This window comes from Bradyrhizobium sp. Kon56 (assembly GCF_055807635.1).
Genome location: NZ_JBVVOU010000012.1, coordinates 12,515 through 34,935, shown reverse-complemented (window position 1 = coordinate 34,935; position 22,421 = coordinate 12,515). Strand labels below are relative to the sequence as shown.

The following is a 22,421-nucleotide window of genomic DNA, read 5'->3' as shown; positions in this document are numbered from 1 at the left end:
CAAGGAAAAACCGCGCCGCCATCTGCTGACAGCGCGGCCGGACGGTGCGCGCTTACTTCATCGACATGGCCTTCTGCGCCTTCATGTAATGCATGCAGGCGCTTTTCATCTTGCCGTTGCTCATGTCGGTGTTGGCCATGGCCATTTCCTTGTTCATGGCCGTCTTGGCCGGCGTATCCGCCGTGCCGCCCATCATGGCGGCGGACTTCATCATATTCTCGCTGGTGCACGCCATCATCGCGGCAGATGCAGGGGAAACGGCGAACGCAACCAAAGCTGCAGCTGTGAGCAAGATTTTCATCGAAAAGTCTCCTCCGTAAAACGAAACCGGCGTCATGCCGGCCTTCGCGATACGTATTCTCCGGCGAAGACGTTTCGTGGAGAAGACAATTTCTTGCTGCGGTGCGAAGACGGGAGGACTCAGCGGCCGGCTTTCGGGGCTTTGGACCGGTCGCCGACGCTGCCTGTTGCGACATCGGGTTCGCACGAGGCCTTGCCGCGCTCCTCCGCCTGGCAGCGATAGACGTTGCCGGTGAGACGATCGACCAGCCACATGTTCTCGTCGGTTGGCGCTTGAAGCCCGACATAGCGGGAGGTCAGCCCCGTGATCAGTGTCGACAGCAGGATCGCCACCGCGATCATCGCCGCCCCGATATAGATGGGCATGGAGCTCAGGGACACGGTCCGATCCGGCGGGCCACTGCGATAGAACTGATAATCACTTGGCCTCGGCACTGGGTGGAACTCGGCTCCCTTCGTTTGCGCTTGTCGGAGGCTGTGCCCTGCTAGGCGTCCATCTGGCCGAAAAATTGTTCACAGACAGGCCAACACGCGACGGCTTTGCGACAATCGGTGAGCATGGGTTTCCTGGAGTGAACCGGCCCCGCCGCCCGAGCGGCACCTCGGCGCGGCGGTCCTCAGTGATGCGGATCACGACAGGACTGCGACGGCTCGAACCATCGCCGGAGAGGTGTGCGACCACTTCTCTTCCCGCGCTGGCGCCCCTCCTCGGAGCGGACCGCGGGTCGGCTCTCTATGAACCGAAACCGCTTGAAATACGCTGCCGTGGTCCAGGACGGCCCCGTTTCCACCGTGACCAAGATCACACCAGGGCTTTTGAACCTGCCCTATGCTCGCAGCATCAAATAGCCATCAGGCGTCACAACGAGGATACGACAATGACCCGTTTCAATAAGTCTTTTGCACTGAAGGCGGTGACCCTCTCGGCAATTCTGTCGATGACAGCCGGCCTGGCGATGGCCGGCGACGGCAATGTCTCTACCAACCAGATCCTGGATGCACTGAAGCCGAAGCCCGTGACCCGGGGTCTGTCCGCAGGTCCGCAGGTTGATCCGGCGGTCCAGGCCAAGGAATCGACGTTCCTGAACACCGTGCGCAACCGCTCGACGCGGTCGCTGTCGACGGGCGAGCGCGAGCAGATTGCCGAACTCGCCGCGACCAAGCCGAAGATCGATCTGGAGATCCAGTTCGACTACAACTCGGCCGACATCGCCAAGACGTCGGTGCCGTCGGTACAGGCGCTCGGCAAGGCGCTGTCCGATCCCTCGTTGAAGGGCTCGACCTTCGTCGTCGCCGGCCACACCGATGCGGTCGGCACCGAGGCCTACAATCAGGGGCTCTCCGAGCGGCGGGCCGACACCATCAAGAAATACCTGGTGCAGAACTACGGTCTCACCGGTACCGATCTCGTCACCGTCGGCTACGGCAAGACCAAGCTGAAGGACGCCGCCAACGGCGCCGACCCGATCAACCGCCGCGTCCAGGTCGTGAACATGGACACCAAGACCGCGTCGAAGTAATTCCCAAATTGTCGCCCATCAAGACGCCGCCTGCCGTTCTCCCGGCGGGCGGCGATTTCATATCCAGCTTTGGAAGAGCATCAGCCGATTGAAGGTCTGCATCGATGTGCCGACGAAGGCCGCCGAGATCGGCAGCATGGCGGCAAAGCCGATCGCGACGACCCCGACATAGGCCCACAACAGCCAGCCCGGTAGACCGTCCCGCCGCAGCACGTAGACCAGCGCGAGCGACGCCACGGTCGCAGCCGGCAGATAGTAATAGATGAAGGCGAGCGTACGCGGCAGCAACGCCCAGGCGAGCCAGGACCCGAAATAGAAGACCGCGATCAGGAACGCATCCCGGCGACGCGCGACGACGAAATCGCGCAGCACGACGGCGAGCGCGAGCAGCGTCGGCCACAGCACCAGGGGGTTACCGAGAAAGACGATCGCGGAGACATTGTCGTCCACGGTCTTGTCGAACAGGAACCACACCGGGCGCGCGAGCAGCGGCCATGACGGCCAGGCGCTCATATAAGTGTGGCCGGCGATGGCAGTGGTGGTGTTGTCCGCGAAGATCCGGCGCTGCGCCTCGACCAGATCCGGCAGCGACACGCCGTGGAGTGGGACGAAGGCCGCAAGATATGTCATCGCGGGCAGGACGGTGAAGCAGAGCACGACGTGATGTAATCTGAAGTCGGGCCAGAGATCAGGCCGGTACCAATCCCCCGGCTTCGCGTCGGCAAACAGGGTGTGCCAGCCCTGCATCAGGCGGATCACCGCGACGATGACGATGCAGATTCCGAGCGGAAACAGGCCGCTCCATTTGCAGGCGGCCGCACAGCCGAACAGGCTGCCGACAGCCGCGAATAATGCATGGGGACGATCCTTTCGAAAGCCATGCATGAAGGCGGCAATCGCGAGCAGGCCGAAGCCGAGTGCAAAAATGTCGAGCATCGCGACGCGCGCCTGCACGTACAGCATCTGGTTGCAGGCGGCGATCAGCGCGGCGGCGATCGCAGGCCCTTGCGCGGCGAACAGCGCGAGGCCGCACAGATAGATCGCGACGATCGCGAGCGCGCCGAACAATGTCGCGGGATAGCGCCAGCCCAGCGCGCTGTCGCCAAAGGCCGCGATCGATAGCGCGATCAGCTCTTTCGCCAAAGGTGGATGCATCGGATTGAGCATCGATTGCGACACCGCTGGTGCCAGCATCTGCCGCGCCGCCGGCACGTAGTGCACTTCGTCGAAGACGAACTTCTCCGGCGTCGTCAGGCCAATCAGCAGGGCAAGATGCGCGACCAGGAAAATCGCGACAGCAATCACTGCGCTCCGCGACACCTTCGGAACCGCAGGCAAGTCAAGTCGCGTTTGTGGGGATGTCTTGCGTGGCAATTTTGCGTCACCGCGGAGAATAATAGAGATCGCGGTTTTCATTGAACGCATTCTGCCGCAACTGTCACTAAGCATAACGCAGGTCTCGCGCTGCTTGTGATAATTCCGCCACATCGCAAGCGCGCGTGATCCGGTACGATCAGGGACACATCGATCGGTTGCGAAATGAATTTGCGTTTCTGGCTTTTCTCCACGCTGTTGTCGACCCTCTTGTGCGCGGCCCCTTGCGCCCAAGCCCAGACGCGCGTCGGTGAAGCCGTCTTGATCCAGAATGAAGTCGTTCGCGTGGCCTCGACCACGACGCCGATCAGCGTCGGCGACAGCATGCTGCGGGACGAGACCGTGCGCACCGGCGCCGGCAGCGCGGCTCGCTTCGTGATGGCCGACAGCACCAATCTGTCGCTCGGTCCGAGCGCCACGCTCAAGCTCGACCGCACCGTCTTCAACGACGAGCACAGCTATCGCGACGTCGCGATCCGCATGACGACCGGCGCATTCCGTTTCGTCACGGGACATTCCGAGAAGACCGCCTACAAGATCACGACCCCGCTCGCGACCATCGGCGTGCGCGGTACCACTCTCGATATCCTGTCCCAGCGCGGCCGCTCGGTCGTCGTGCTGCAGGACGGTGCCGCCAGCGTCTGCACGACGAGCCAGCAATGCGTGCAACTCACCCAGCCCGGCGACACCGCAATCATCACCTCGACCGGCGGCAAGATCTCCATCAGTAAGACCAATACGCCGCCCTGGACCTTTGCCGCGACCTGCGCCGCGAGCGCGGGACTGTGCGCGGTCAGCCAATATGCGGAGGCCTCGCCGACCGTCACGCCCGCCATCCATGACGACGGCATGCTGTGCGGACGCTGAAGATGGCGAATCTCACCAGCCTCAGGCGCTTCATCCTGGCGAGCGTGCTGACCGCCGTGGCTGCGTTTGCGTTTGTCGCGTTCCATGCCCGTCCGGCGGCAGCCGCCGCGATTTGCGAGTCCGAGTGCGGAGGGTCGACGCCCACCCCGGCGCCGAGCTATTCCCCCTCGCCCACGCCGACCTACAGCCCCTCGCCCTCGCCCAGCCCCACCCCGTCATCGTCGCCGAGCCCTTATCCGTCATCCTCGCCGAGCCCGACGCCGACACCGACACCAACCGGCGCGGATTCAAGCGGCAGCTCGATCGGCGGCCTTGCCAATCAGCGCTTCAACCAGATGATCACCAACCGGGTGCTTGGCACGGTGCTGCTCGGGGTCAACGAGCAGATCAATTGCAGCAACTGCGTCAGCGCGTTCGGCTCCGCAGGCTCGTTCTCGGCCGGAATCCACGGCCGCAAGGAGCTGACCAACAATCTGTCGCTGCTCGCCGGCATCGCCTACACGCAGTACAGCGAGGGCGGCTACAACATCACAAGCGCTCCCATCGCCGCGTTCGCGCTGCGCTATGATTTCACCGACTGGGGCTCGTCGCGCCCGTTCTTCGACGTCGGCACGATCCTGACGCCGTGGGAGAAGGCGCGCTACACCCGCAGCTACAACACCAGCCTCGGCCCGGTGAACGTCACGAGTTCGACCAACGCCGCGAACTACGCCGTTTATGGCCGCGCCGGCTGGATGAGCCGCGTGTCGCCCCGGGACGAGGTCGCCGCCTCGATCGAGGTCTGGCAGCTCTGGCAGCGTGTCTCGGGCTATACCGACAGCGCAGTGGCGTTCAATCCGTTCGACGCCAGCATCGCGACCGGCACCGACCGCACCAGCCTGGTCAAGATCGGCGGCCAGTGGACGCATCTCTACGGCAGCAGTATCGAGGCCAACATCAATGGTGGCTGGGTGCAGTCATTCGCCAGCCATAGCGGCATCGTCGCCACCGTGACCGGTGACGGCATGGTGGTGCCGACCATGGGTAACCAGGGCTGGTTCGAATATGGCGGCCGGCTCGGCTTCCGCGTGCAGAAGGGCTGGATCGTCGACCTGTTCGCCAACGGCACGCTCGGCCCGCAGCCGGTGGGTAACACCATCCATGGCGGCGTGGGGCTGCGGATCAATTATTAGCGGCAGGCCTTCGCTCATATTCCGCTGTCATGCCCCGGCTCGACCGGGGCATCCAGTACGCCGCGGCCTATCGATTGACCAACGACCGTCTCGGCGTACTGGATGGCCCGGTCAAGCCGGGCGATGACAGTGAGGATGTGGCAAGGGGACGCCCTTCACGCCGCCGACTTGCCATCGAACGCCCGCCGCAGCGCCTCCACGTCCAGTTTCACCATCTTCATCATGGCCTGCATCGCGCGTGCGGCAGCCGCCTTGTCGGGGCTGGAGAGGAATTCGAACATCACCTTCGGCACCACCTGCCAGGCCACGCCCCAGCGATCCCTGAGCCAGCCGCACTGCTCTTCCTTGCCGCCATGGGCCAGGAACGCATTCCAGACGCTGTCGACCTGGGCCTGATCGTCGCAATGGATCATCAGCGAGATCGCGTGGGTGTATTCCATTTTCATGCCGCCGTTGAGCGCGACCAAAGGCTGTCCCGCCACCGAGAATTCGACGACGAGCACGGAGCCTTCCTTGCCGGACGGGCCATCTGAAACGTTGCGCTGAACATGCGTGATCGCCGAATTCGGCACGAGCGAGACGTAGAACTTCGCGGCTTCCTCGGCATCGCCGTTGAACCACATGCAGGGAACGACCTTGGACATCTTGAATGCTCCTCTTCGGTTTCTTGCTGTTGTGGGGTTAGATCAGGCGTTCGCCATGTCGGACTGCGCCGCGAAGGCTGCCATGTCCATCCAGTTCACGCCCCACATGTGGCCGTCCGGATCCTCGAAGCTGCGGCCGTACATGAAGCTGTATTCGTCCTTCGGGCTGGGATCGGCCACCCCGCCTGCAGCCGCGGCCTTGCTGACGATATCGTCGACCTCGGTCCGGCTATCGGCGGACAGGCAGAACAGCGCCTGGTTTGAGGTCTTTGCATCCGAGATCGGCTTCGGCGTGAACTGCCGGAATTTCTCGTGGGTCGTCAGCATCGCGTAGATGGTCTCGGAAAAGACCATGCAACTCGCTGTTTCGTCGCTGAATTGCGGGTTCCTGGTCGCACCGACCGCCTCGTAAAAGGCAGTGGCGCGCTTGAGGTCGGTCACGGGCAGATTGAGGAAAATCATCCTGGGCATCGGAGCTCCTTGGGCGGGGTTCTGCCCAAGGACGGACGGCCAAGCGGCGATCCGACACGGCTTCCGGATCTTTTTTGGAGCCCTGCCCGCGAGGTTCTGTCACACAGAACCGGCTGGCTTTCAGGCGATCCTCACTTCTTCTCGTTCGGATCGCGGTGAATGGGATCGACCCACAGGACGGTCTCGGGCTTCTCGACCGGCTCGATATCGAGGTTGATCGCCACCGCCTCGCCGTCGCTGCGCACCAGCACGCATTCCAGCACCTCGTCCGCGCTGGCGTTGATCTCCTGATGGGGCACGTAGGGCGGCACGAAAATGAAGTCACCGGGGCCGGCCTCTGCGGTGAATTGCAGGCTCTCGCCCCAGCGCATCCGCGCCTTGCCCTTCACCACATAGATCACGCTTTCGAGATGGCCGTGGTGATGCGCGCCGGTCTTGGCGTCGGGCTTGATGCTGACCGTGCCCGCCCACAATTTCTGCGCACCGACGCGCGCGAAATTGATCGCGGCCGCGCGGTCCATGCCCGCCGTCGACGGAACGTTGGTATCGAGCTGGTTGCCGGGAATGACGCGCACGCCGTCATGTTTCCAGCGATCGTGGTGATCGTGGTCATGGTGGGAATGCGAATGGTCATGGCCGGTCATGGGACTTGCTTTCTATTGGTTCCGTGTGCGGCAAACTAACCCAAAGCCGCGACATCGAGCCATAACAAAATCGGAACCCTCATAACCGTCGAACGTTGTCTTGGCGAGCAAACCGCAGGAGAGTTTCATGGGTAGCACGACCGACAAGATCAAGGGCACCGCAAACGAGGCAATGGGCAAGGCCAAGCAGGGCGTCGGTGAAGCCACTGGATCCGAGCGCCTGAAGGGTGAAGGTGCAGTCCAGGAAGTGAAGGGCAAGGGCCAGCAGGCCATGGGCGACGCCAAGGACGCCGCGAAGGACGCGGTTGATCGCGCAGCCGCTGCGGCCAAGCGCGCGACGGAGTAACGGCGTCGCACTGAATGCGAAAAGACCGGCCGAGAGGCCGGTCTTTTTGTTTGCGGGCTTACTTCACCCCGAGCAATTCCACGTCGAACATCAGCGTCGCGTTCGGCGGGATCACGCCGCCTGCGCCCCGGGCGCCATAGCCGAGCTGCGGCGGAATGATCAGCGTGCGCTTGCCGCCGACCTTCATGGAGGCAACACCCTCGTCCCAGCCGGCGATGACGCGGCCCTTGCCGATCGGGAATTCGAACGGCTCGTTGCGGTCGACCGACGAGTCGAATTTCTTGCCCTTCTGGCCGTTCTCGTAGAGCCAGCCGGTGTAGTGCATCACGCAGATCTGGCCCGGCTTGGGCGAAGCTCCGGTGCCGGCGACGCTATCGGTAATCTGCAAACCTGAAGCTGTTGTCATGGTCTTCCCTGCGGTCTGGGCCGAGGCCGTGGTGGAAACGAAATCGGACACGCCGGCGATCACGGTGATCGCGAGTGCCGACATGATGGCGAGGAGCATGCGCTGTAAACGCTGCATAAGAGACCTTCCGTTTGAGGCGCAAGGTGTCTAGCGCAACGCTGACGCCGTTTCCACCCCTCACACCTCGATATTTTCGAGCCGCACGGGCAGCTTGCGGATGCGCTGGCCCGTGGCGTGATAGATCGCATTGCAGATCGCCGCATTGGTGCCGACATTGGCGAGCTCGCCAAGGCCTTTCACGCCGGCCGGGTTGATACGGTCGTCCTGCTCGGAGAGCAGGATCACTTCGACACCGGGCACGTCGGCATTCACGGGCACGAGATAGTCGGCGAGATTATCGTTGACGTAGCGTGCATTGCGCTCGTCGATCTCGGTGGCCTCCAGCAGCGCCGAGGACATGCCCCAGATCAGGCCGCCCATGAGCTGGCTGCGCGCCGTGCGCGGATTCATGATGCGGCCCGCCGCAAACGCTCCCACCAGCCGGGGGCAGCGGATTTCATGGGTAAAGCGGTTGACGCGGACCTCGACGAACTCAGCACCGAAGGCATAGGCGATCTTGTCTTTCATCTGATGGCCACCGACGAGCCGCGCGTGCCCGCTGTGCATGGCCGTGAAGGAATCCAGCGGCGCGCCTTCGGGCTTCCACTCGCCGTATTCCTCGACGATGCCGACGCCGAGCGCGTCGAAGGCCCTCTCGAGATCGAGTGGACGATCGCTCTGCGCCGCCTGCGTGCTCGGCGCCTGGCTGATGCCGACAGTCTCCTTGGCCTTGTCGGCGAGGCTTTCGCTCGGCATCACGGCCTTGAACAGCCTTTGGCGAATGCGGTCGCACACCATCATCACCGCCGAGCAGGTGCTGGCAGTCGAGTTCGAACCGCCGGCAACGGGCGCCGGCGGCAGATCGCTGTCACCCAGGAAGACCGCGACCTTCTCCAAGGGCACGCCGAGCCGCTCGGCCGCGGTCTGGGCGATGACGGTATACGCACCGGTGCCGATCTCGTGACCGGCGATCTCGACCCGGGTACGGCCGTCGCGCTGGAGGCGGACGCGCGCGGCAGAGGGCGCCATCTGCGTCGGATAGCAGGTAGCGGCACAGCCATAGCCGACCAGCCAGTCGCCGTCCGACATCGATTTCGGCTGCGGCGAGCGCTGCGACCAGCCGAACGCCTTCGCGGCCTCGTCGAAGCACGCCATCAATGACCGCGATGTATAGGGCTTGCCGCCGATCGGCTCGACGGTGGTGTCGTTGATGCGGCGGAGCTCGACGGGGTCCATGTTCAGCTTCACAGCGAGCTCGTCCATCGCGCTCTCCAGCGCGAAGAGATACGGCACCTCCGGCGGCGAGCGCATGAAGCCAGGCGTATTGCGGTCGGCGCGCACGATCGACACCAGACTTGCGACGTTCGGGCAGGCATAGAGCCGCGTCGTCGTCTTGGTGCCGCCGACGCAATAGGCATCCGGACGCGACGAAACCTCCGCGCCGTCGTGCCTCAAAGCCACCAGCTTGCCGTCCCGACCCGCACCAAGCCTGATCTCATGGCGCGTCTCGGCGCGATGGGTCGCGATGGTGAAACCCTGGTCGCGCGTCGGCACCAGCTTGATCGGCCGGTTCAGGCGTTTGGCGATGCCGGCGATGACGGCGGTCCGCGGCGTCATCGAGCCGCGCGAACCAAAGCCGCCGCCGACATAGGGATTGACGACACGGACCTTGTCGGCGTCGATACCGAGCTGCTCGGCGACGCCGTTCTTCAGGCCGTAGACGTACTGGCTGCCCTCGTAGACGACGAGCTCGTCGCCCATCCAGGCGCAGCTCGTCGTAAACAGCTCCATCGGATTGTGGTGCTGGGTCGGCGTTTCATAAGAGGCGGTGAGCTTGACCTCGGCCGCGTCGAACGCCTTGGCGAAATCGCCGACCTCCGGGTCTTCCTTGAACTGTGCGTTCTGCCCCTTTGCCGCTGCCGTGGTGGTCCCCGGCGAGTCGAAGCTCGCACTCGGCGCCGCGGCCGTGTAGCTGACCTTGACGCGATTGGCGGCCTCGCGCGCCGCCTCGTAACTCTCGGCGATGACGACGGCGATGATCTGGCCGTCATGGGCGATGTCGGCCGATTTCAGCGGCTGGATCGTGGTGCCGGCATAGCCGCCATTGCTGAACAGTTTCGATTCCTTCAGCTTCGGAGCGTTCTCGTGCGTGACGATGTCGATCACGCTGCGGACCCGCTTGGCATCGTCGAGATCGAAACTGTCGATGCGGCCCTTGGCGATGGCGCTGGTGACCAGGAACGCGTAAGCTGGATTGTCGAGCGGCATGTCGGACGCATATGTCGCCCGGCCCGTGACCTTTGCGGCCGCGTCATAGCGCGGCACCGGCTTGCCCATGTTCGCTTTCGGCTCGGGAGCTGCAGCGGTCATGATCAGATCTCCATCGTTACGGCCTGCTGGAGCGCGCGCGCCACCACGCGCTTGCCGAGCGCGATCTTGAAGCTGTTGTGCTGGCGGCCCCTGGCGTCCGCAAACGCGGCATCGGCCACACGCTGCGCCAGACCGTCGTCGAATTTCTGTCCCTTCAGCAGCGCCTCCGCCTCGCGCGCCCGCCACGGCACGGTGCCGACGCCGCCGAGCGCGACACGCGCGTCCCTGATCGTGCCATCCTGCACGTCGAGCGCGACCGCAGCCGACGACAGCGCGAACTCGTAGGACTGCCGGTCGCGCGCCTTGAGATACACCGAGCGCGGCCAGCGGCCGGGAACGGAGAACGCAGAGATCAGCTCACCGGGCCGAAGCGTGGTCTCGATGTCGGGCGTCCTGCCGGGTGCCTTGTGCAAATCCGCAAACGGCAGGTTGCGCGTTCCGGACCTGCCGGTAATCTCGACCATCGCATCGAGCGCGATCAGCGCCTGCGCAAAATCGCCGGGATAGGTCGCGATGCACTGATCGGACGTACCGAGCACCGCATGCATGCGATTGACGCCGTCCATGGCGGCACAGCCCGAACCAGGATTGCGCTTGTTGCAATTCTCATAGGAAACGTCGCGGAAATAGCTGCAACGCGTTCGCTGCATCACGTTACCGCCGAGCGTCGCCATGTTGCGCAGCTGGGCGCTGGCGGCGAGCTTCAGGGAATTCGCGATCACCGGATAGTGGCGCTGGATCTCGGCATGCGCGGCCACGTCGGACATCTTCGCGAGCGCGCCGAGCCGCAAGCCGTCACTGCCGGGCTCGATCGCCGACCAGCCCCGCGCCAGCGGATTGATATCGACGATCGCGGCGGGCCGCATCACGTCGAGCTTCATCAGATCGATCAGAGTGGTGCCGCCCGCGAGCGGCTGCGCTGTAGCCTTGGTCAGCGGATTGTTCGCAGCCGCGGCAGCGCTGAGCGCCTGCACGGCCATGTCGGGGTCTGTTGCCTTTTGATACGAAAACGGTCGCATGCGCTTAGCCTTTCATGATCTCGGGCGCGGCCTGCTTCACGGCGGCGACGATGTTGGGATAGGCGGCGCAGCGGCAGATGTTGCCGCTCATGTATTCGCGGATGTCGGCCTCGCTGCCCGCATGCCCCTCCTGGACGCAGGCCACGGCGGACATGATCTGGCCCGGCGTACAATAGCCGCATTGAAACGCATCGTTGTCGACGAAGGCCTGCTGCATCGGATGCAAATGATCGTCGGTGGCAAGGCCCTCGATCGTGGTGATCTCCTGCCCCTCGGCCGCGAGCGCGAGCGTCAGGCACGACACCACGCGCCGGTCGTCGATCAGTACCGTGCAGGCACCACATTGGCCGTGGTCGCAGCCCTTTTTGCTGCCGGTGAGCTTGAGATGCTCCCGCAGCGCGTCGAGCACCGTCGTGCGGGCGTCGATGCGCAGGCGCTTGTCCTTGCCGTTGACCCGCAGCGTGACATCGACAGGAAGCGCCGGATCCTGGGCGGCCGACACGCTCGCATCCTGCGCGGCCGCACGCGCCGTCATGGGGACCAGCGCGCTGCCGGCAACGCCGGCCATGAAGGCGCGCCGATCGAATCCGGACGGTCCGGAACCTGATTTTTCGGACATGGAGGGCCTCCGCCGCTTCGAGCAAGAGCAGCGCACGCCTGCACCGCTCATCGGCCCTTAACCTGAAGCAATGAGCTCCGTTCCGAACGAGAAAGGGCGACGCAGCAAATGCCGCGTCGCCCTTCGTCAACTTTTCCTGATCTCGCGCGGGGAACTCCGTGCGCGGTGGTCAGTATCCGAGCGCGCAACCGTCTTTGCGCGGATCGGAACCGCCGGTGAGCGTGCCCTTGTCCCAGTCGATCCAGATCGCCTGCGCGCCGCCGAGCGGACCGACGACGCTGGTGGTCTTGTGGCCGAGCTTCTTCAGGCCTTCGACAATGGCGGCCGGCACGCTGTCCTCGAGCTGGTACTGACCTTCATAATGCAGGCCGCGCGGCATATCGATCGCCTCCTGCACGTCGCAGCCATAATCGAGAATGTTGGTCACCACATGGGTCTGGCCAACCGGCTGATATTGTCCGCCCATCACCGCGAACGGCATCACGGAACGGCCGCCCTTGGTGAGCAGGCTTGGCATGATCGTGTGCAGTGGACGCTTGTCGCCGGCGATGCAATTCGGGTGGCCGGGCTGGATGCGGAAGCCGCCGGCGCGGTTCTGGAGCAAAATGCCGGTCTTGTTCGAGACGATCGCCGAGCCGAAGGAATGCGCAACCGAGTTGATGAAGGAGCAGACGTTGCGGTCCTTGTCCACGACGGTGATGTAGATGGTCGACGGGTTCATCGGCGGCGCGACGTTCGGCAGGTCGAGCATGCCGTCCATGCGGATCTTGTCGATGTGCTCGTTGCAGTATTCCTTGGCGAGGATCCTGGCGACCTCGATCTGCATATGCTCGGGATCGGCGACATGCAGCTCGCGATGCATGTAGGCGATGCGCGCGGCCTCGGCTTCGAGGTGGAAGCGCTCGATGCTGAGCGGCGCGTATTTCGTCAGGTCGAAACGCGACAGGATGTTCAGCATCAGCAGCATGGTGAGGCCGGGTCCGTTCGGCGGGCACTGCCAGACGTCATAGCCCTTGTACATGGTGCCGATCGGCGTCGTCGTCTCAGTGGTGTGCGCGGCGAAATCGTCGATCGTGTGCAGGCCGCCGATCCCGCGCAGGGTCTCCACCATGTCTTCCGCGATCGGGCCCTTGTAGAAGGCGTCGCGGCCGTCCTTGGCGATCGCCCGCAGCGTCTTGCCGAGCTCGGCCTGGCGGATGACGTCGCCGGCCACCGGCGGCTTGCCGTGCGGCAGCAGATACCGCTCCGTGTTGGTGCCGGCCTTCAGCTTCTCGAACTGGTTCTTCCAGTCGAAGGCGATGCGGGGGGCGACGACGTAGCCTTCCTCGGCCGCCTTGATCGCGGGCTGAAGCAGCCGGTCGAAGCCGAACTTGCCGTGATCGCGCAAGACGGTTGCAAAGGCGTCGATCACGCCGGGGATCGAGACCGAATGCGCCGAGGTCAGCGGCACGGAGTTGATCTTGCGCTCGAGATACCAATCGGCGTTCGCCGCCTTCGGGGCGCGGCCGGAGCCGTTATAGGCGATGATCTTGCCCTCGCCGCGCGGCTGGATCAGCGCAAAGCAGTCGCCGCCGATGCCGGTCGATTGCGGCTCGATCACGCCGAGAATGGCCGAACCCGCGACGGCCGCGTCCACCGCCGTGCCGCCCTCGCGCAGCACCTCGATCGCGGCAAGCGACGCCTGCGGATGCGAGGTCGCCACCATCGCGTTGGTGGCGTGGACCGTGGACCTGCCGGGGAAATGGAAGTTTCTCATCGAATTCTGCTCTCATTGGGCGTCTGGTGCGGATGGCGCGCCATCTCGGAAAAACCGGGCCTACATGACACATTCCGGCCGGCCGGGGCAATGCTGGCATGCCAGGGAAATGGCTGCCATCCGCCGGGAATAGAGCTGCTCGATGCGGGTTTTCCGGGCGAGCCGCGCCTGCTAAACGGGCGCCATGATTTACAAGGTCGCCGCCTTCTACCAATTCGCCGCCCTGCCCGATTACCGCGAGCTGCGCGAGCCGCTGCGCGCGTTCTGCGCCGGCCTGGAGCTAAAGGGCAGCGTGCTGCTCGCGCAGGAGGGCATCAACGGCACGGTCGCGGGCGCGGGCGAGGCGATCGACGCGCTTACCCAAGAGCTCGCTCACGGCGACATGTTCGGCGGCAGGTTGAACAATCTCGAATTGAAGTTCTCGACCGCCGAGACGATGCCATTCGGCCGGCTCAAGGTGCGGTTGAAGAAGGAGATCGTCACGCTCGGCGACGAAAGCGCCGACCCGACGCGGCAGGTCGGCACCTATGTCGATGCGGCCGAATGGAACGCGCTCATCGAAGCGCCGGATACGCTGGTGCTCGACACCAGGAACGCCTTCGAGGTGGCGATGGGGACGTTCGAGGGCGCGCTCGACCCCGGCATCAGGAGCTTTGGCCAGTTCAAAGATTTTGCGGCCGAGCAGCTCGATCCCGCCAGACACCGCAGAATCGCGATGTTCTGCACCGGCGGCATCCGCTGCGAGAAGGCGAGCGCACACCTGCTCGCGCGCGGCTTTGCCGAGGTCTATCACCTCAAGGGCGGCGTTCTCAAATATCTGGAAGAGGTGCCGGAGGCTCAGAGTCGCTGGCGCGGCGAATGCTTCGTGTTCGATGAGCGTGTCGCGCTCGGCCACGGTTTGCAAGAATGTGGATTGCGCGAACGGGACAAGGACGCGGCACGTGACGAATGAGATCAAGACGCTCGGCGAGCGCATCGACACGCTGGAGACCCGCCTCGCCTATCAGGACGACGCGATTGAGACGCTGAACCAGACCATCACCGCGCAGTGGAAGCAGATCGACGCGCTGACGCGGAGAATCGCAGAGCTCGGCGAGCGGCTGCAGGAGGCCGAGGCGAATGCGCCGGGAGCCGCCAATGAGCGTCCGCCGCATTATTGAGCGGGCTTACTGACCGGACGCCTTGAGAAGAAGGTTACTCACCTCGCCCGACATCATCAGCCGGTTGCGCCCGGCCTCCTTGGCGGCATAGAGCGCCTGGTCGGCGGCCTCGACCAGCGAGGTGACGCCGGCCGTGCGCTCCAGCGCCGGCCGGCACGCAGCACCGCCGAGCGAAGCGGTGACGCAGCCAGCCACATGGTTGCTGGTGTGGACCAGGCCCGCATCACGGATTGCCCGTCGAATCCGGTCGCCGATCAGGGCGCAGCCCGCAGCGTCGGTGTTCGGCAACAACATGGCGAACTCCTCGCCGCCGTAACGCGCCGCAAGATCGCCGGAACGCTGCGCCTCAGCAGCGATGATCTGGGCCACCTGCCGGAGGCAGGCATCGCCCGCGGGATGGCCGTAGTCGTCGTTGTAAGACTTGAAGTGGTCGACGTCGATCATCAGCAAAGAGAGGCTGGAGCGCTCGCGATAGGCACGCGCCCACTCCTCCTTCAATCGTTCATCGAAGCGGCGGCGATTGGCAAGCCCGGTGAGGCTGTCTTCGATCGCGAGCGTTTCGAGCCGGGTCTCGAGCTTCTTCTGCTCGGTGATGTCGCGCGAGATCGCGACCACGCCGTCGACGCGGCCATTCTCCTTGCGGGTCACCCGCATGGTCGATTCGAGCCAGACTTCCGAGTTCTGCCGGTGCACATTGCGATAGGTGACCCGCGCCTCCTCCGCATCGCCGCGCTTCATGGCGTCGACGAGGGCCTGGACCTGCGGCCGGTCGTCCGGATGAATGCCGGCCAGCGCGAGGGTACCGATCAGTTGATTGGCGCGCCAGCCAACGACGCCAATCGATGACGGCGAGACATAGCGCAGCCGCTCGTCGAGCCCGATACGGGTCACCATGTCACTGGAGCCTTCGGCAAGCAGCCGGAAATGCGCTTCCTTCTCGACCAGCGCGGCCGCCATACTCTGGCCCCGTTGCAGCTGCCGCACCAGCACCGCACCGATGATCGCGATCAGCATGACCAGCGCGAGCACGTAGAGCATGCGGGAGATCGCCGCAGCACGCCAGGGCGCCAGCAATTCGGCCTTGTCGACGGTGGCGAGCAGGACCAGCGGATAACGGCCGGAGCGCTTGAAGAAGCTGACCCGGTCGGCACCGTCGAGCGGCGACTTGAAATGGTAGGCGCCGCCCGGCCGCTGCAAGGCGGTATCGCGGAACAGCGGCGTATCGGCAACGCTGCGACCGACGAACCTGTCGTTGCTGGGGTTACGCGCGATGATCAGGCCGTCGCCGTGCGTCAGCGCCACCGAGCTGTTGCGGCCGATCTCGAACTGTTCGTAGAAATGCGAGAGATATCCCGAGCTGATGGTCGCGAGCACCACGCCGCCGAAGCTGCCGTCCAGCTTGTTGAAACGGCGCGACAGGGTGACGACCCACTCGCCGTCGAGCAGGCTCTTCACGGGGCGGCCGACATGGGGTTCCCGTTTCGGCGAGAGCTGGTGATAGCGGAAGAACGCGTCGTCATTGAGCGTCGAGCCGATCGTGCCAGGCGAGGTCAACCAGTTGCCGCGCTCGTCGATGATGGCGAGGCTATGGATGCGCTCTATCGCCTTCTTTCGCGCCTCCAGCAGGTTTCGGAGCTTGGCGATCGTGGCCGGCTCACTGCCGTCCATCTCCAGCCGGCTGACGACGCCGACGACGCCTGAATCCAGGAGATCGAGGCTGTCCTCGGCATGTTGCGTCAGCGAGCGCGCAACGTTCGCCATTTCTGCCTCGGCGCCCTTGAGCACCGCGTCGCGGGCCGCCCATTCCCGCCAGCCGCTGACGCCGAGGATGGCCACGCAGGTCAGCGCGACGAACGCAGCCGCCCGCAGCGGCAGGCGGCTCCATCCGGCTCTTTGGGTCACAGCACTCATGCAGCAGAATTCTCCGATGACCGGAAACTCTGCTGCTTCTGTTATTGAACTCTGAAACACCGGGAGAAATATGCAGTGATGTCCCCGGCTTTCCGTAGTCGTACGGACGCCGGAATCAGCGCATCGCTAACAAGGCATTAGCAAACCTATCGGAATCCGGCGCTCTCCGCCTTAGCTGAAGATCGCCTTAACCTTGTCCCAGAGCGAGGGATTGTCGGCCTCCGCATCGGCCTTCGAGGGCGTCGGCTGGGCGGCGCTCACGGGGTCGGACGCCGGGAAGGTATCTTTCAGACCGGCGTCGAGCTTGGCGTGGCGGTCGGCGGCGAGCGCTTCGTGCAGATCGTCGGCGTGCTTGTCATGCGGCGCGGGGTTGAATGTCTCAGCCATGGTCTCGTCCTCCGTTGGCTGGTCAACGCGGCCCAATTGCGCTTGGTTCCCCTGTTCCGCTTCGGGCCGTGGCGGTGTATCAGGAGCCCTAACCATCTTCAGGACCGTTCGTGCCCCAGTCTGCGACCAAACCATTCATCGACGTCCTCTCCGGCCCGCGGCAGGTCGTTCCGCCGATCTGGATGATGCGGCAGGCCGGCCGTTACTTGCCCGAATATCGCGAGGTGCGCGCCAAGGCCGGCGGCTTTCTCGATCTCTGCTTCAACCCGGAGCTTGCCGCCGAGGTGACGCTGCAACCGATCCGGAGGTTCGGCTTCGATGCGGCGATCATCTTCTCCGACATCCTGGTGATCCCCTATGCGCTCGGACGTTCCGTGCGCTTCGAGGTCGGCGAGGGTCCGCGGCTCGAACCGCTGGATGATCCCGCCAAGGTCGCAACACTGGCGAAGCACGCCGATTTCGGCAAGCTCGCGCCGGTGTTCGAGGCCCTCAAGATCGTGCGCAGCGCGCTCGATCCCAAGATCGCGCTGATCGGCTTCTGCGGCGCTCCGTGGACGGTGGCGACCTACATGGTCGCCGGCCAGGGTACGCCCGACCAGGCCCCGGCGCGGATGATGGCCTACCGGCATCCGGAGGCGTTCGCAGCTATCATCGACGTGCTGGTCGAGAACTCGATCGAATATCTGCTGGCGCAGCTTGCGGCCGGCGCCAACGCCTTGCAGATCTTCGACACCTGGGCCGGCGTGCTGCCACCCTCCGAGTTCGCGCGCTGGTCGGTCGAGCCGACCCGGCGCATCGTCGAAGGCGTGCGCGCCAAGGTGCCGGACGCCAAGATCATCGGCTTTCCGCGCGGTGCCGGTGCGCAACTGCCCGGGTTCGTCGAGGCGACCGGCGTCAACGCCGTCAGCATCGACTGGACCGCGGAGCCGGCCTTCATCCGCGAGCGCGTGCAGAGCAAGGTTGCGGTTCAGGGCAATCTCGATCCACTGGTGCTGATCACAGGCGGCGCCGCGCTCGACCGCGCGGTCGACGACACGCTGGCGAATTTCGCGCAAGGGCGGTTCATCTTCAATCTCGGCCACGGCATCCAGCCGGAGACGCCGATCGCCCATGTCGAGCAGATGCTGAAGCGGGTTCGGGGCTGATTTATTTTGCGCCTGGGGAGCGGAAAAACAAAAAAACGCGAAAACAGCCCCATGCACAGTAGAGAGGCCACGCCCGATCAATGACTTAGGGCGGACTGAAATCAGGTGCGCCGTCATCGCATCAGAGCGCGCCAACATTTGACCCGTCGGGCAAAACAGGCGCATGATGCCGTCATCCACCGATGCCCGCCTCGCGGCCGACTTAGCGCGGCCGGCTGCGCTCGATGATCTCCGCGGCGCCCTTGGCCAGCAGATCCAGTCCCACCGCACGGCCGAGTTCGCCTGGGCGATTGGCGGGGCCCGAACGCAAGGCTTCGATGATGGTGTTGCCGGAGAGATCGAGCACGGACGCGGTGAGCGACATCTGATCACCCGCAATGGTCGAAAAGCCCGCCACCGGCGAATTGCAATGGCCGTTCAGCACCCACAGCACCTCGCGCTCTGCATCGGCGCAGGCGTGGGCAGCGGGATCGTCGATCGATGCGAGGATGCGACGCGTCTGCCAGTCCTGCGCGGCGCATTCGACGGCGACGATGCCCTGCCCCGCTGCCGGCAGCATCTCGGCTGCGGTAAACTCGTAGGCGATGCGCTGTGAAAGGCCGACGCGGTCGAGGCCGGACCGCGCCATGATGAGCGCATCCGCAGGCCCCACCGCGCCGCCATCCGGCAGGCGCTGCTTCTCGCCATTGTCGAGTTTTCGCACGCGCGTGTCCGCGGCGCCGCGGAAGTGGATGATCTCCACGTCCGGAAACAACCGCCGCGCATAGGCGGCGCGGCGGACGGCGTTGGTGCCGATCTTGAAACCCTTGCCACGAGATTGGCGCAACGCCTCCAGCGTCACGCCGTCACGCAGCACCAGCGCGTCGTTGGGAGGATCGCGCGAGAGCGTGGCGCCGATCACGAGGCCGGGCGTGTCTTCGTTGCCGGGCATGTCCTTCAGCGAATGCATCGCCGCCTGGAGTTCGCCCGACAGCACCGCGGCGCGGATCTGCGCCACGAAGGCACCGCCCTTGCCGCCATGGGGCAACAGCTTGCTGGTCTGGTCGAGATCGCCCGTGGTGTCGAACTTGACGATCTCGACGTCGAGATCGGGCATGACGGCGGTCAGGCGGCGCGCGATCTCTTCCGTCTGTGCCAGCGCCATCGCGCTCTTGCGTGTGCCGATCTTGAATCGCGTAGCCAAGCCCAAATCCTCTCAAGACGCGAGTTTACCGCGCATCCTCCAATATCATGTCGGACGCCTTTTCGGCGATCATGATGATCGGCGCGTTGGTGTTCCCCGACACGAGATCGGGCATGATCGAGCCGTCGACGATTCGGAGGCCTTCGAGGCCCCTCACCTTCAGCCGCTGATCGACCACCGCGAGCGCATCACTCCCCATACGACAGGTCGAGGTCGGATGGTAGATGGTGCTGCCCCGCTCACGGCAATAGTCCAGCAGCTCGGCATCCGTGGACACCTTCGCTCCGGGATCGTACTCGTCGACCACGAACGGCTTCAGCGCCGGTGCATGCAATATCTTGCGCAGGACCTTCAGGCCTTCCACGTTGGTGGTGCGGTCGGTCTCGGTCGACATGTAGTTGATGCGGATCTCCGGCGGCACTGTCGGGTCAGCGCTCTTGATGCGCAAGGACCCGCGGCTTTCGGGACGGAGCTGGCACACCGACGCCGTGAAGCCGGAGAAAGCATGAAGCTTCTCGCCCATCTTGTCGGTCGAGAACGGCAGGAAATGGACCTGGATGTCCGGTGAGGCCAGCCGCGGACTGGTCTTGAAGAACGCGCCCGCCGTGCCGGCCGCGATCGTCAGCCAGCCTTTGCGGAACAGCGCATAGCGCGCGCCAGCCATGGTGCGGCGGAGCGGATGATTGACGGTGTCGTTCAGCGTGATCTTCTGCGAGCAGCGCATCACGATGCGGACCTGCATGTGATCCTGGAGATCGTGCCCGACGCCCGGCGCGTCCAGCACGACGTCGATGCCGTGCTTGCGCAGGAGGTCGGCGGGTCCGACGCCGGAGAGCTGGAGCAGCTGCGGCGAGTTGTAGGCGCCGCTCGACAGCACGACCTCCTTGCGCGCACGGGCGCGGCGCAATGTGGCGCCCTGACGGTATTCAACGCCGATCGCGCGGCGGCCCTCGAACAGCACGCGCTGGCCAAGCGCGCCAGTTTCGATCTTGAGATTGCGACGGGCCTTGGCGGGCCCGAGATAGGCCACCGCCGTCGAGGCGCGGCGGCCGTTGCGCGTCGTGGTCTGGAACAGGCCGACGCCTTCCTGGGTCGCGCCGTTGAAATCAGGATTGTAGGGCAGACCGGTCTCGACCGCAGCATCGATGAAGGCCTTCGACAGCGGGTCGGTCACCACCATGTTGGATACCGGCAGCGGGCCGCCGCTGCCGTGGTATTGATCGGCGCCGCGCGACTGGTTCTCGGCCTTCTTGAAATAGGGCAGCACGTCGTCATAGCCCCAGCCGGCGTTGCCGCGCTGACGCCATCTGTCGTAATCCTCGTGCTGACCGCGGACATAGAGCAGGCCGTTGATCGAGCTTGATCCGCCCAGCGTCTTGCCGCGCGGCTGGAACACCTGACGGCCCTTCAGCTCAGGCTCCGGTTCGGTCTGGTACATCCAGTTGACGGTCTTTTCCTTGAACAGCTTGCCGTAGCCGAGCGGCACATGGATCCAGATATTGGAATCCTTCGGGCCTGCCTCGAGCAGCAGCACGCTGTGCTTGCCGTTCGCCGACAGCCGGTTGGCGAGCACGCAGCCGGCGGAGCCGGCACCCACGATGACGTAGTCGAACTCGGGGTCGGAGGGCGTCACGGAGGAAGTTGCTTTCATGCGCTACTGTTCTTTTTGTTGGTGGGGGCGTTTCCAATCATCACTTAGCACGATCATGCAGCCACGCGCAGCGCCTCGACCAGCGACCTGAACGCACGGGCATATTCCGCACCCGCCCTTGCGATATCGGCGCGTCCGGCGCAGGCGACCGCGGCCTCCGTCACCGCCCCGAGCAGCAGCCGGGCCAGCGGCTCGACCGGCTGCCGCGCGATCAGGCCGGCCTCCATCGCCGCCGCGATCGCGCGCGGCAGCTTGCCCCCGAAATGTTTGGCGTCGATCTCGCGCCAGCGCTCCCAGCCGAGCACCGCCGGGCCGTCGCGCAGAATGATCTGGCCAGTCGGGCCCTTGGCGGTTGCGGCGAAATAATGCTGGGTGCCGGCGACCATCGCGGCAAGCACGTCCTTCTCGGCACGGGCCGTGCTGTCGATCTCCGCGACGAGGTCGCGCGAGACTTGGTCGAACACCGCTTCGAACACCGTCTCCTTGGTCTTGAAGTGATGGTAGACCGCGCCCTTGGCGACGTGGGCGGCTTCGGCGATCTCGTCCATCGTCGTCGCGACAAAGCCTTGCGTCCCGAACAGGCGGCGCGCCGCCGTCAGGATCGCCTCCGATGTCGCAGCCCGCCGCTCCGCCTGTTTCGCCATGGGTCTGCTGTAGTCGAAATGGACGAGGACAGCCAGTTGACTTTTCGACCGTCGGTCGGTATTTACCGACCAACAGTCGGTTTTATTCGTGAGGTGCACCATGCCGAGCCGTGATGTCGTCGAAGCTTTTGCCAAACGATTGGAGGACGGGGATTTCGTCGGGGCGATCCTCGACTACTACACCCCGGACGCCGCCACCTATGAAAACCAGGGCGACCCCGTGGTCGGACGCGACAAGCTCGCCGCCAAGGAGCGCGGCGTGCTGGCAGCCTTCAAAGAGGTCAAGGCGGTGCGCATCGGGCCGAGCCTGATCGAAGGCGATCATGTCGCGACGCGCTGGAGATTCAGCTTCACCAATGCCGAAGGCATCATCCGAACGTTGGATGAGATCGCATGGCAGACGTGGCCGGGCGATCAGTTGATCGAAGAACGGTTCTACTACGATCCGAAGCAGTTGGGGCGGTGATGCCTAAAGCACAGCTGTCATCGCCCGGCTTGACCGGGCGATCCAGTACTCCGAGACAGGTGTGATTGATCTGATAGGCTGCGGCGTACTGGATGCCCCGCCCCAGTGTGCAAGTGCGCACAAGGAGGGGCATGACAGTGGAATTGTTGGCGAACACCGGGCTGCCGTTACAGCCGTAACGCGAGGCGCCGCATTTGTATCGATTTGTTGTCGATACGACCTCACGAACACGCAGAAGTGGTCGCGGTGATCGTCGCAAGCTCGGAT

Annotated in this window: 24 protein-coding genes; 8 read left to right on the top strand and 16 right to left on the bottom strand. The window is 64.6% G+C overall.

What is annotated here, in order from left to right:
• Positions 1-52: 52 nt before the first annotated feature.
• Together AC0L3B_RS20200 and AC0L3B_RS20195 are read right to left on the bottom strand one after the other, a co-directional pair.
• Positions 53-301, bottom strand: coding sequence for a hypothetical protein (locus AC0L3B_RS20200; RefSeq protein ID WP_247299602.1), 249 nt, complete (start codon positions 299-301; stop codon positions 53-55).
• 119 nt (positions 302-420) lie between these two features.
• Positions 421-666 (bottom strand): hypothetical protein, encoded by a 246-nt coding sequence (locus tag AC0L3B_RS20195; RefSeq protein ID WP_018455000.1) that lies wholly within the window; start codon positions 664-666, stop codon positions 421-423.
• Between the two features lie 512 nt (positions 667-1,178).
• Here AC0L3B_RS20195 and AC0L3B_RS20190 point away from each other — a divergent pair.
• Positions 1,179-1,820 (top strand): OmpA family protein, encoded by a 642-nt coding sequence (locus AC0L3B_RS20190; protein ID WP_247299603.1) that lies wholly within the window; start codon positions 1,179-1,181, stop codon positions 1,818-1,820.
• A 57-nt stretch (positions 1,821-1,877) separates the two neighbouring features.
• Here the strand turns inward: AC0L3B_RS20190 and AC0L3B_RS20185 are convergent, their stop codons facing one another.
• Positions 1,878-3,308, bottom strand: coding sequence for a phospholipid carrier-dependent glycosyltransferase (locus AC0L3B_RS20185; RefSeq protein ID WP_247299604.1), 1,431 nt, complete (start codon positions 3,306-3,308; stop codon positions 1,878-1,880).
• A gap of 51 nt (positions 3,309-3,359) precedes the next feature.
• Here AC0L3B_RS20185 and AC0L3B_RS20180 point away from each other — a divergent pair, with 51 nt between their 5' ends.
• Positions 3,360-4,061, top strand: a complete 702-nt coding sequence (locus AC0L3B_RS20180; protein WP_018455003.1) for a FecR family protein — start codon at positions 3,360-3,362, stop codon at positions 4,059-4,061.
• 2 nt (positions 4,062-4,063) lie between these two features.
• Positions 4,064-5,233, top strand: coding sequence for a hypothetical protein (locus AC0L3B_RS20175; protein WP_085384930.1), 1,170 nt, complete (start codon positions 4,064-4,066; stop codon positions 5,231-5,233).
• 155 nt (positions 5,234-5,388) lie between these two features.
• Here AC0L3B_RS20175 and AC0L3B_RS20170 read toward each other — a convergent pair whose 3' ends face one another.
• The 3 genes from AC0L3B_RS20170 to AC0L3B_RS20160 form a co-directional block, all read right to left on the bottom strand.
• Entirely contained in the window at positions 5,389-5,877 is a 489-nt protein-coding gene (locus tag AC0L3B_RS20170) for a VOC family protein (RefSeq protein ID WP_018455005.1), read from the bottom strand.
• 42 nt (positions 5,878-5,919) lie between these two features.
• The gene (locus tag AC0L3B_RS20165) at positions 5,920-6,348 is read right to left on the bottom strand and encodes a VOC family protein (protein WP_026232857.1); all 429 of its coding nucleotides are present in this window, start codon (positions 6,346-6,348) and stop codon (positions 5,920-5,922) included.
• 131 nt (positions 6,349-6,479) lie between these two features.
• Entirely contained in the window at positions 6,480-6,992 is a 513-nt protein-coding gene (locus AC0L3B_RS20160) for a cupin domain-containing protein (RefSeq protein WP_085349946.1), read from the bottom strand.
• 127 nt (positions 6,993-7,119) lie between these two features.
• On the opposite strand from AC0L3B_RS20160, the gene AC0L3B_RS20155 reads away from it, so the two are divergent.
• Positions 7,120-7,338, top strand: a complete 219-nt coding sequence (locus AC0L3B_RS20155; protein ID WP_007606928.1) for a CsbD family protein — start codon at positions 7,120-7,122, stop codon at positions 7,336-7,338.
• Positions 7,339-7,396: 58 nt separating this feature from the next.
• On the opposite strand, the gene AC0L3B_RS20150 is transcribed toward AC0L3B_RS20155, so the two are convergent.
• The 5 genes from AC0L3B_RS20150 to ggt all read right to left on the bottom strand — a co-directional run bounded on the left by AC0L3B_RS20150 (position 7,397) and on the right by ggt (position 13,607).
• Positions 7,397-7,861: an FKBP-type peptidyl-prolyl cis-trans isomerase gene (locus AC0L3B_RS20150; protein ID WP_026232858.1), complete on the bottom strand. Its 465-nt coding sequence runs from the start codon at positions 7,859-7,861 to the stop codon at positions 7,397-7,399.
• A gap of 60 nt (positions 7,862-7,921) precedes the next feature.
• Positions 7,922-10,213 (bottom strand): xanthine dehydrogenase family protein molybdopterin-binding subunit, encoded by a 2,292-nt coding sequence (locus tag AC0L3B_RS20145; RefSeq protein ID WP_247299606.1) that lies wholly within the window; start codon positions 10,211-10,213, stop codon positions 7,922-7,924.
• 2 nt (positions 10,214-10,215) lie between these two features.
• Entirely contained in the window at positions 10,216-11,232 is a 1,017-nt protein-coding gene (locus tag AC0L3B_RS20140) for an FAD binding domain-containing protein (protein ID WP_473380947.1), read from the bottom strand.
• Positions 11,233-11,236: 4 nt separating this feature from the next.
• The gene (locus AC0L3B_RS20135) at positions 11,237-11,851 is read right to left on the bottom strand and encodes a (2Fe-2S)-binding protein (protein ID WP_247299610.1); all 615 of its coding nucleotides are present in this window, start codon (positions 11,849-11,851) and stop codon (positions 11,237-11,239) included.
• A 169-nt stretch (positions 11,852-12,020) separates the two neighbouring features.
• Entirely contained in the window at positions 12,021-13,607 is a 1,587-nt protein-coding gene (gene ggt, locus AC0L3B_RS20130; protein WP_247299611.1) for a gamma-glutamyltransferase, read from the bottom strand.
• 184 nt (positions 13,608-13,791) lie between these two features.
• Here ggt and trhO point away from each other — a divergent pair, with 184 nt between their 5' ends.
• Both trhO and AC0L3B_RS20120 read left to right on the top strand, forming a co-directional pair.
• The gene (gene trhO / locus AC0L3B_RS20125) at positions 13,792-14,559 is read left to right on the top strand and encodes an oxygen-dependent tRNA uridine(34) hydroxylase TrhO (protein ID WP_085357458.1); all 768 of its coding nucleotides are present in this window, start codon (positions 13,792-13,794) and stop codon (positions 14,557-14,559) included.
• Positions 14,549-14,767, top strand: coding sequence for a SlyX family protein (locus tag AC0L3B_RS20120; RefSeq protein ID WP_007606917.1), 219 nt, complete (start codon positions 14,549-14,551; stop codon positions 14,765-14,767). Before trhO ends, AC0L3B_RS20120 begins: the two co-directional genes overlap by 11 nt.
• A 6-nt stretch (positions 14,768-14,773) precedes the next feature.
• Here the strand turns inward: AC0L3B_RS20120 and AC0L3B_RS20115 are convergent, their stop codons facing one another.
• A complete protein-coding gene (locus AC0L3B_RS20115) occupies positions 14,774-16,678 on the bottom strand; it encodes a sensor domain-containing diguanylate cyclase (protein WP_018455016.1) in 1,905 nt (634 codons plus the stop codon).
• Between the two features lie 171 nt (positions 16,679-16,849).
• Positions 16,850-17,065: a hypothetical protein gene (locus AC0L3B_RS20110; protein ID WP_007595236.1), complete on the bottom strand. Its 216-nt coding sequence runs from the start codon at positions 17,063-17,065 to the stop codon at positions 16,850-16,852.
• 110 nt (positions 17,066-17,175) lie between these two features.
• Here AC0L3B_RS20110 and hemE point away from each other — a divergent pair, with 110 nt between their 5' ends.
• The gene (gene hemE / locus AC0L3B_RS20105) at positions 17,176-18,210 is read left to right on the top strand and encodes a uroporphyrinogen decarboxylase (protein WP_247338853.1); all 1,035 of its coding nucleotides are present in this window, start codon (positions 17,176-17,178) and stop codon (positions 18,208-18,210) included.
• Positions 18,211-18,412: 202 nt separating this feature from the next.
• Here hemE and hemC read toward each other — a convergent pair whose 3' ends face one another.
• Genes hemC through AC0L3B_RS20090 form a run of 3 tightly spaced genes read right to left on the bottom strand, consistent with a single transcriptional unit; the run spans position 18,413 to position 21,688 of the window.
• A complete protein-coding gene (gene hemC / locus AC0L3B_RS20100; protein WP_473380946.1) occupies positions 18,413-19,393 on the bottom strand; it encodes a hydroxymethylbilane synthase in 981 nt (326 codons plus the stop codon).
• Positions 19,394-19,418: 25 nt separating this feature from the next.
• The gene (locus AC0L3B_RS20095) at positions 19,419-21,044 is read right to left on the bottom strand and encodes a GMC family oxidoreductase (protein WP_247299619.1); all 1,626 of its coding nucleotides are present in this window, start codon (positions 21,042-21,044) and stop codon (positions 19,419-19,421) included.
• A 53-nt stretch (positions 21,045-21,097) separates the two neighbouring features.
• The gene (locus AC0L3B_RS20090) at positions 21,098-21,688 is read right to left on the bottom strand and encodes a TetR/AcrR family transcriptional regulator (protein WP_085384920.1); all 591 of its coding nucleotides are present in this window, start codon (positions 21,686-21,688) and stop codon (positions 21,098-21,100) included.
• Positions 21,689-21,788: 100 nt separating this feature from the next.
• On the opposite strand from AC0L3B_RS20090, the gene AC0L3B_RS20085 reads away from it, so the two are divergent.
• Positions 21,789-22,154 carry a nuclear transport factor 2 family protein gene (locus AC0L3B_RS20085; RefSeq protein WP_247299621.1) on the top strand — a complete coding sequence of 122 codons (366 nt, stop codon included), beginning with the start codon at positions 21,789-21,791 and terminating at the stop codon, positions 22,152-22,154.
• The last annotated feature ends 267 nt before the right edge of the window (positions 22,155-22,421 follow it).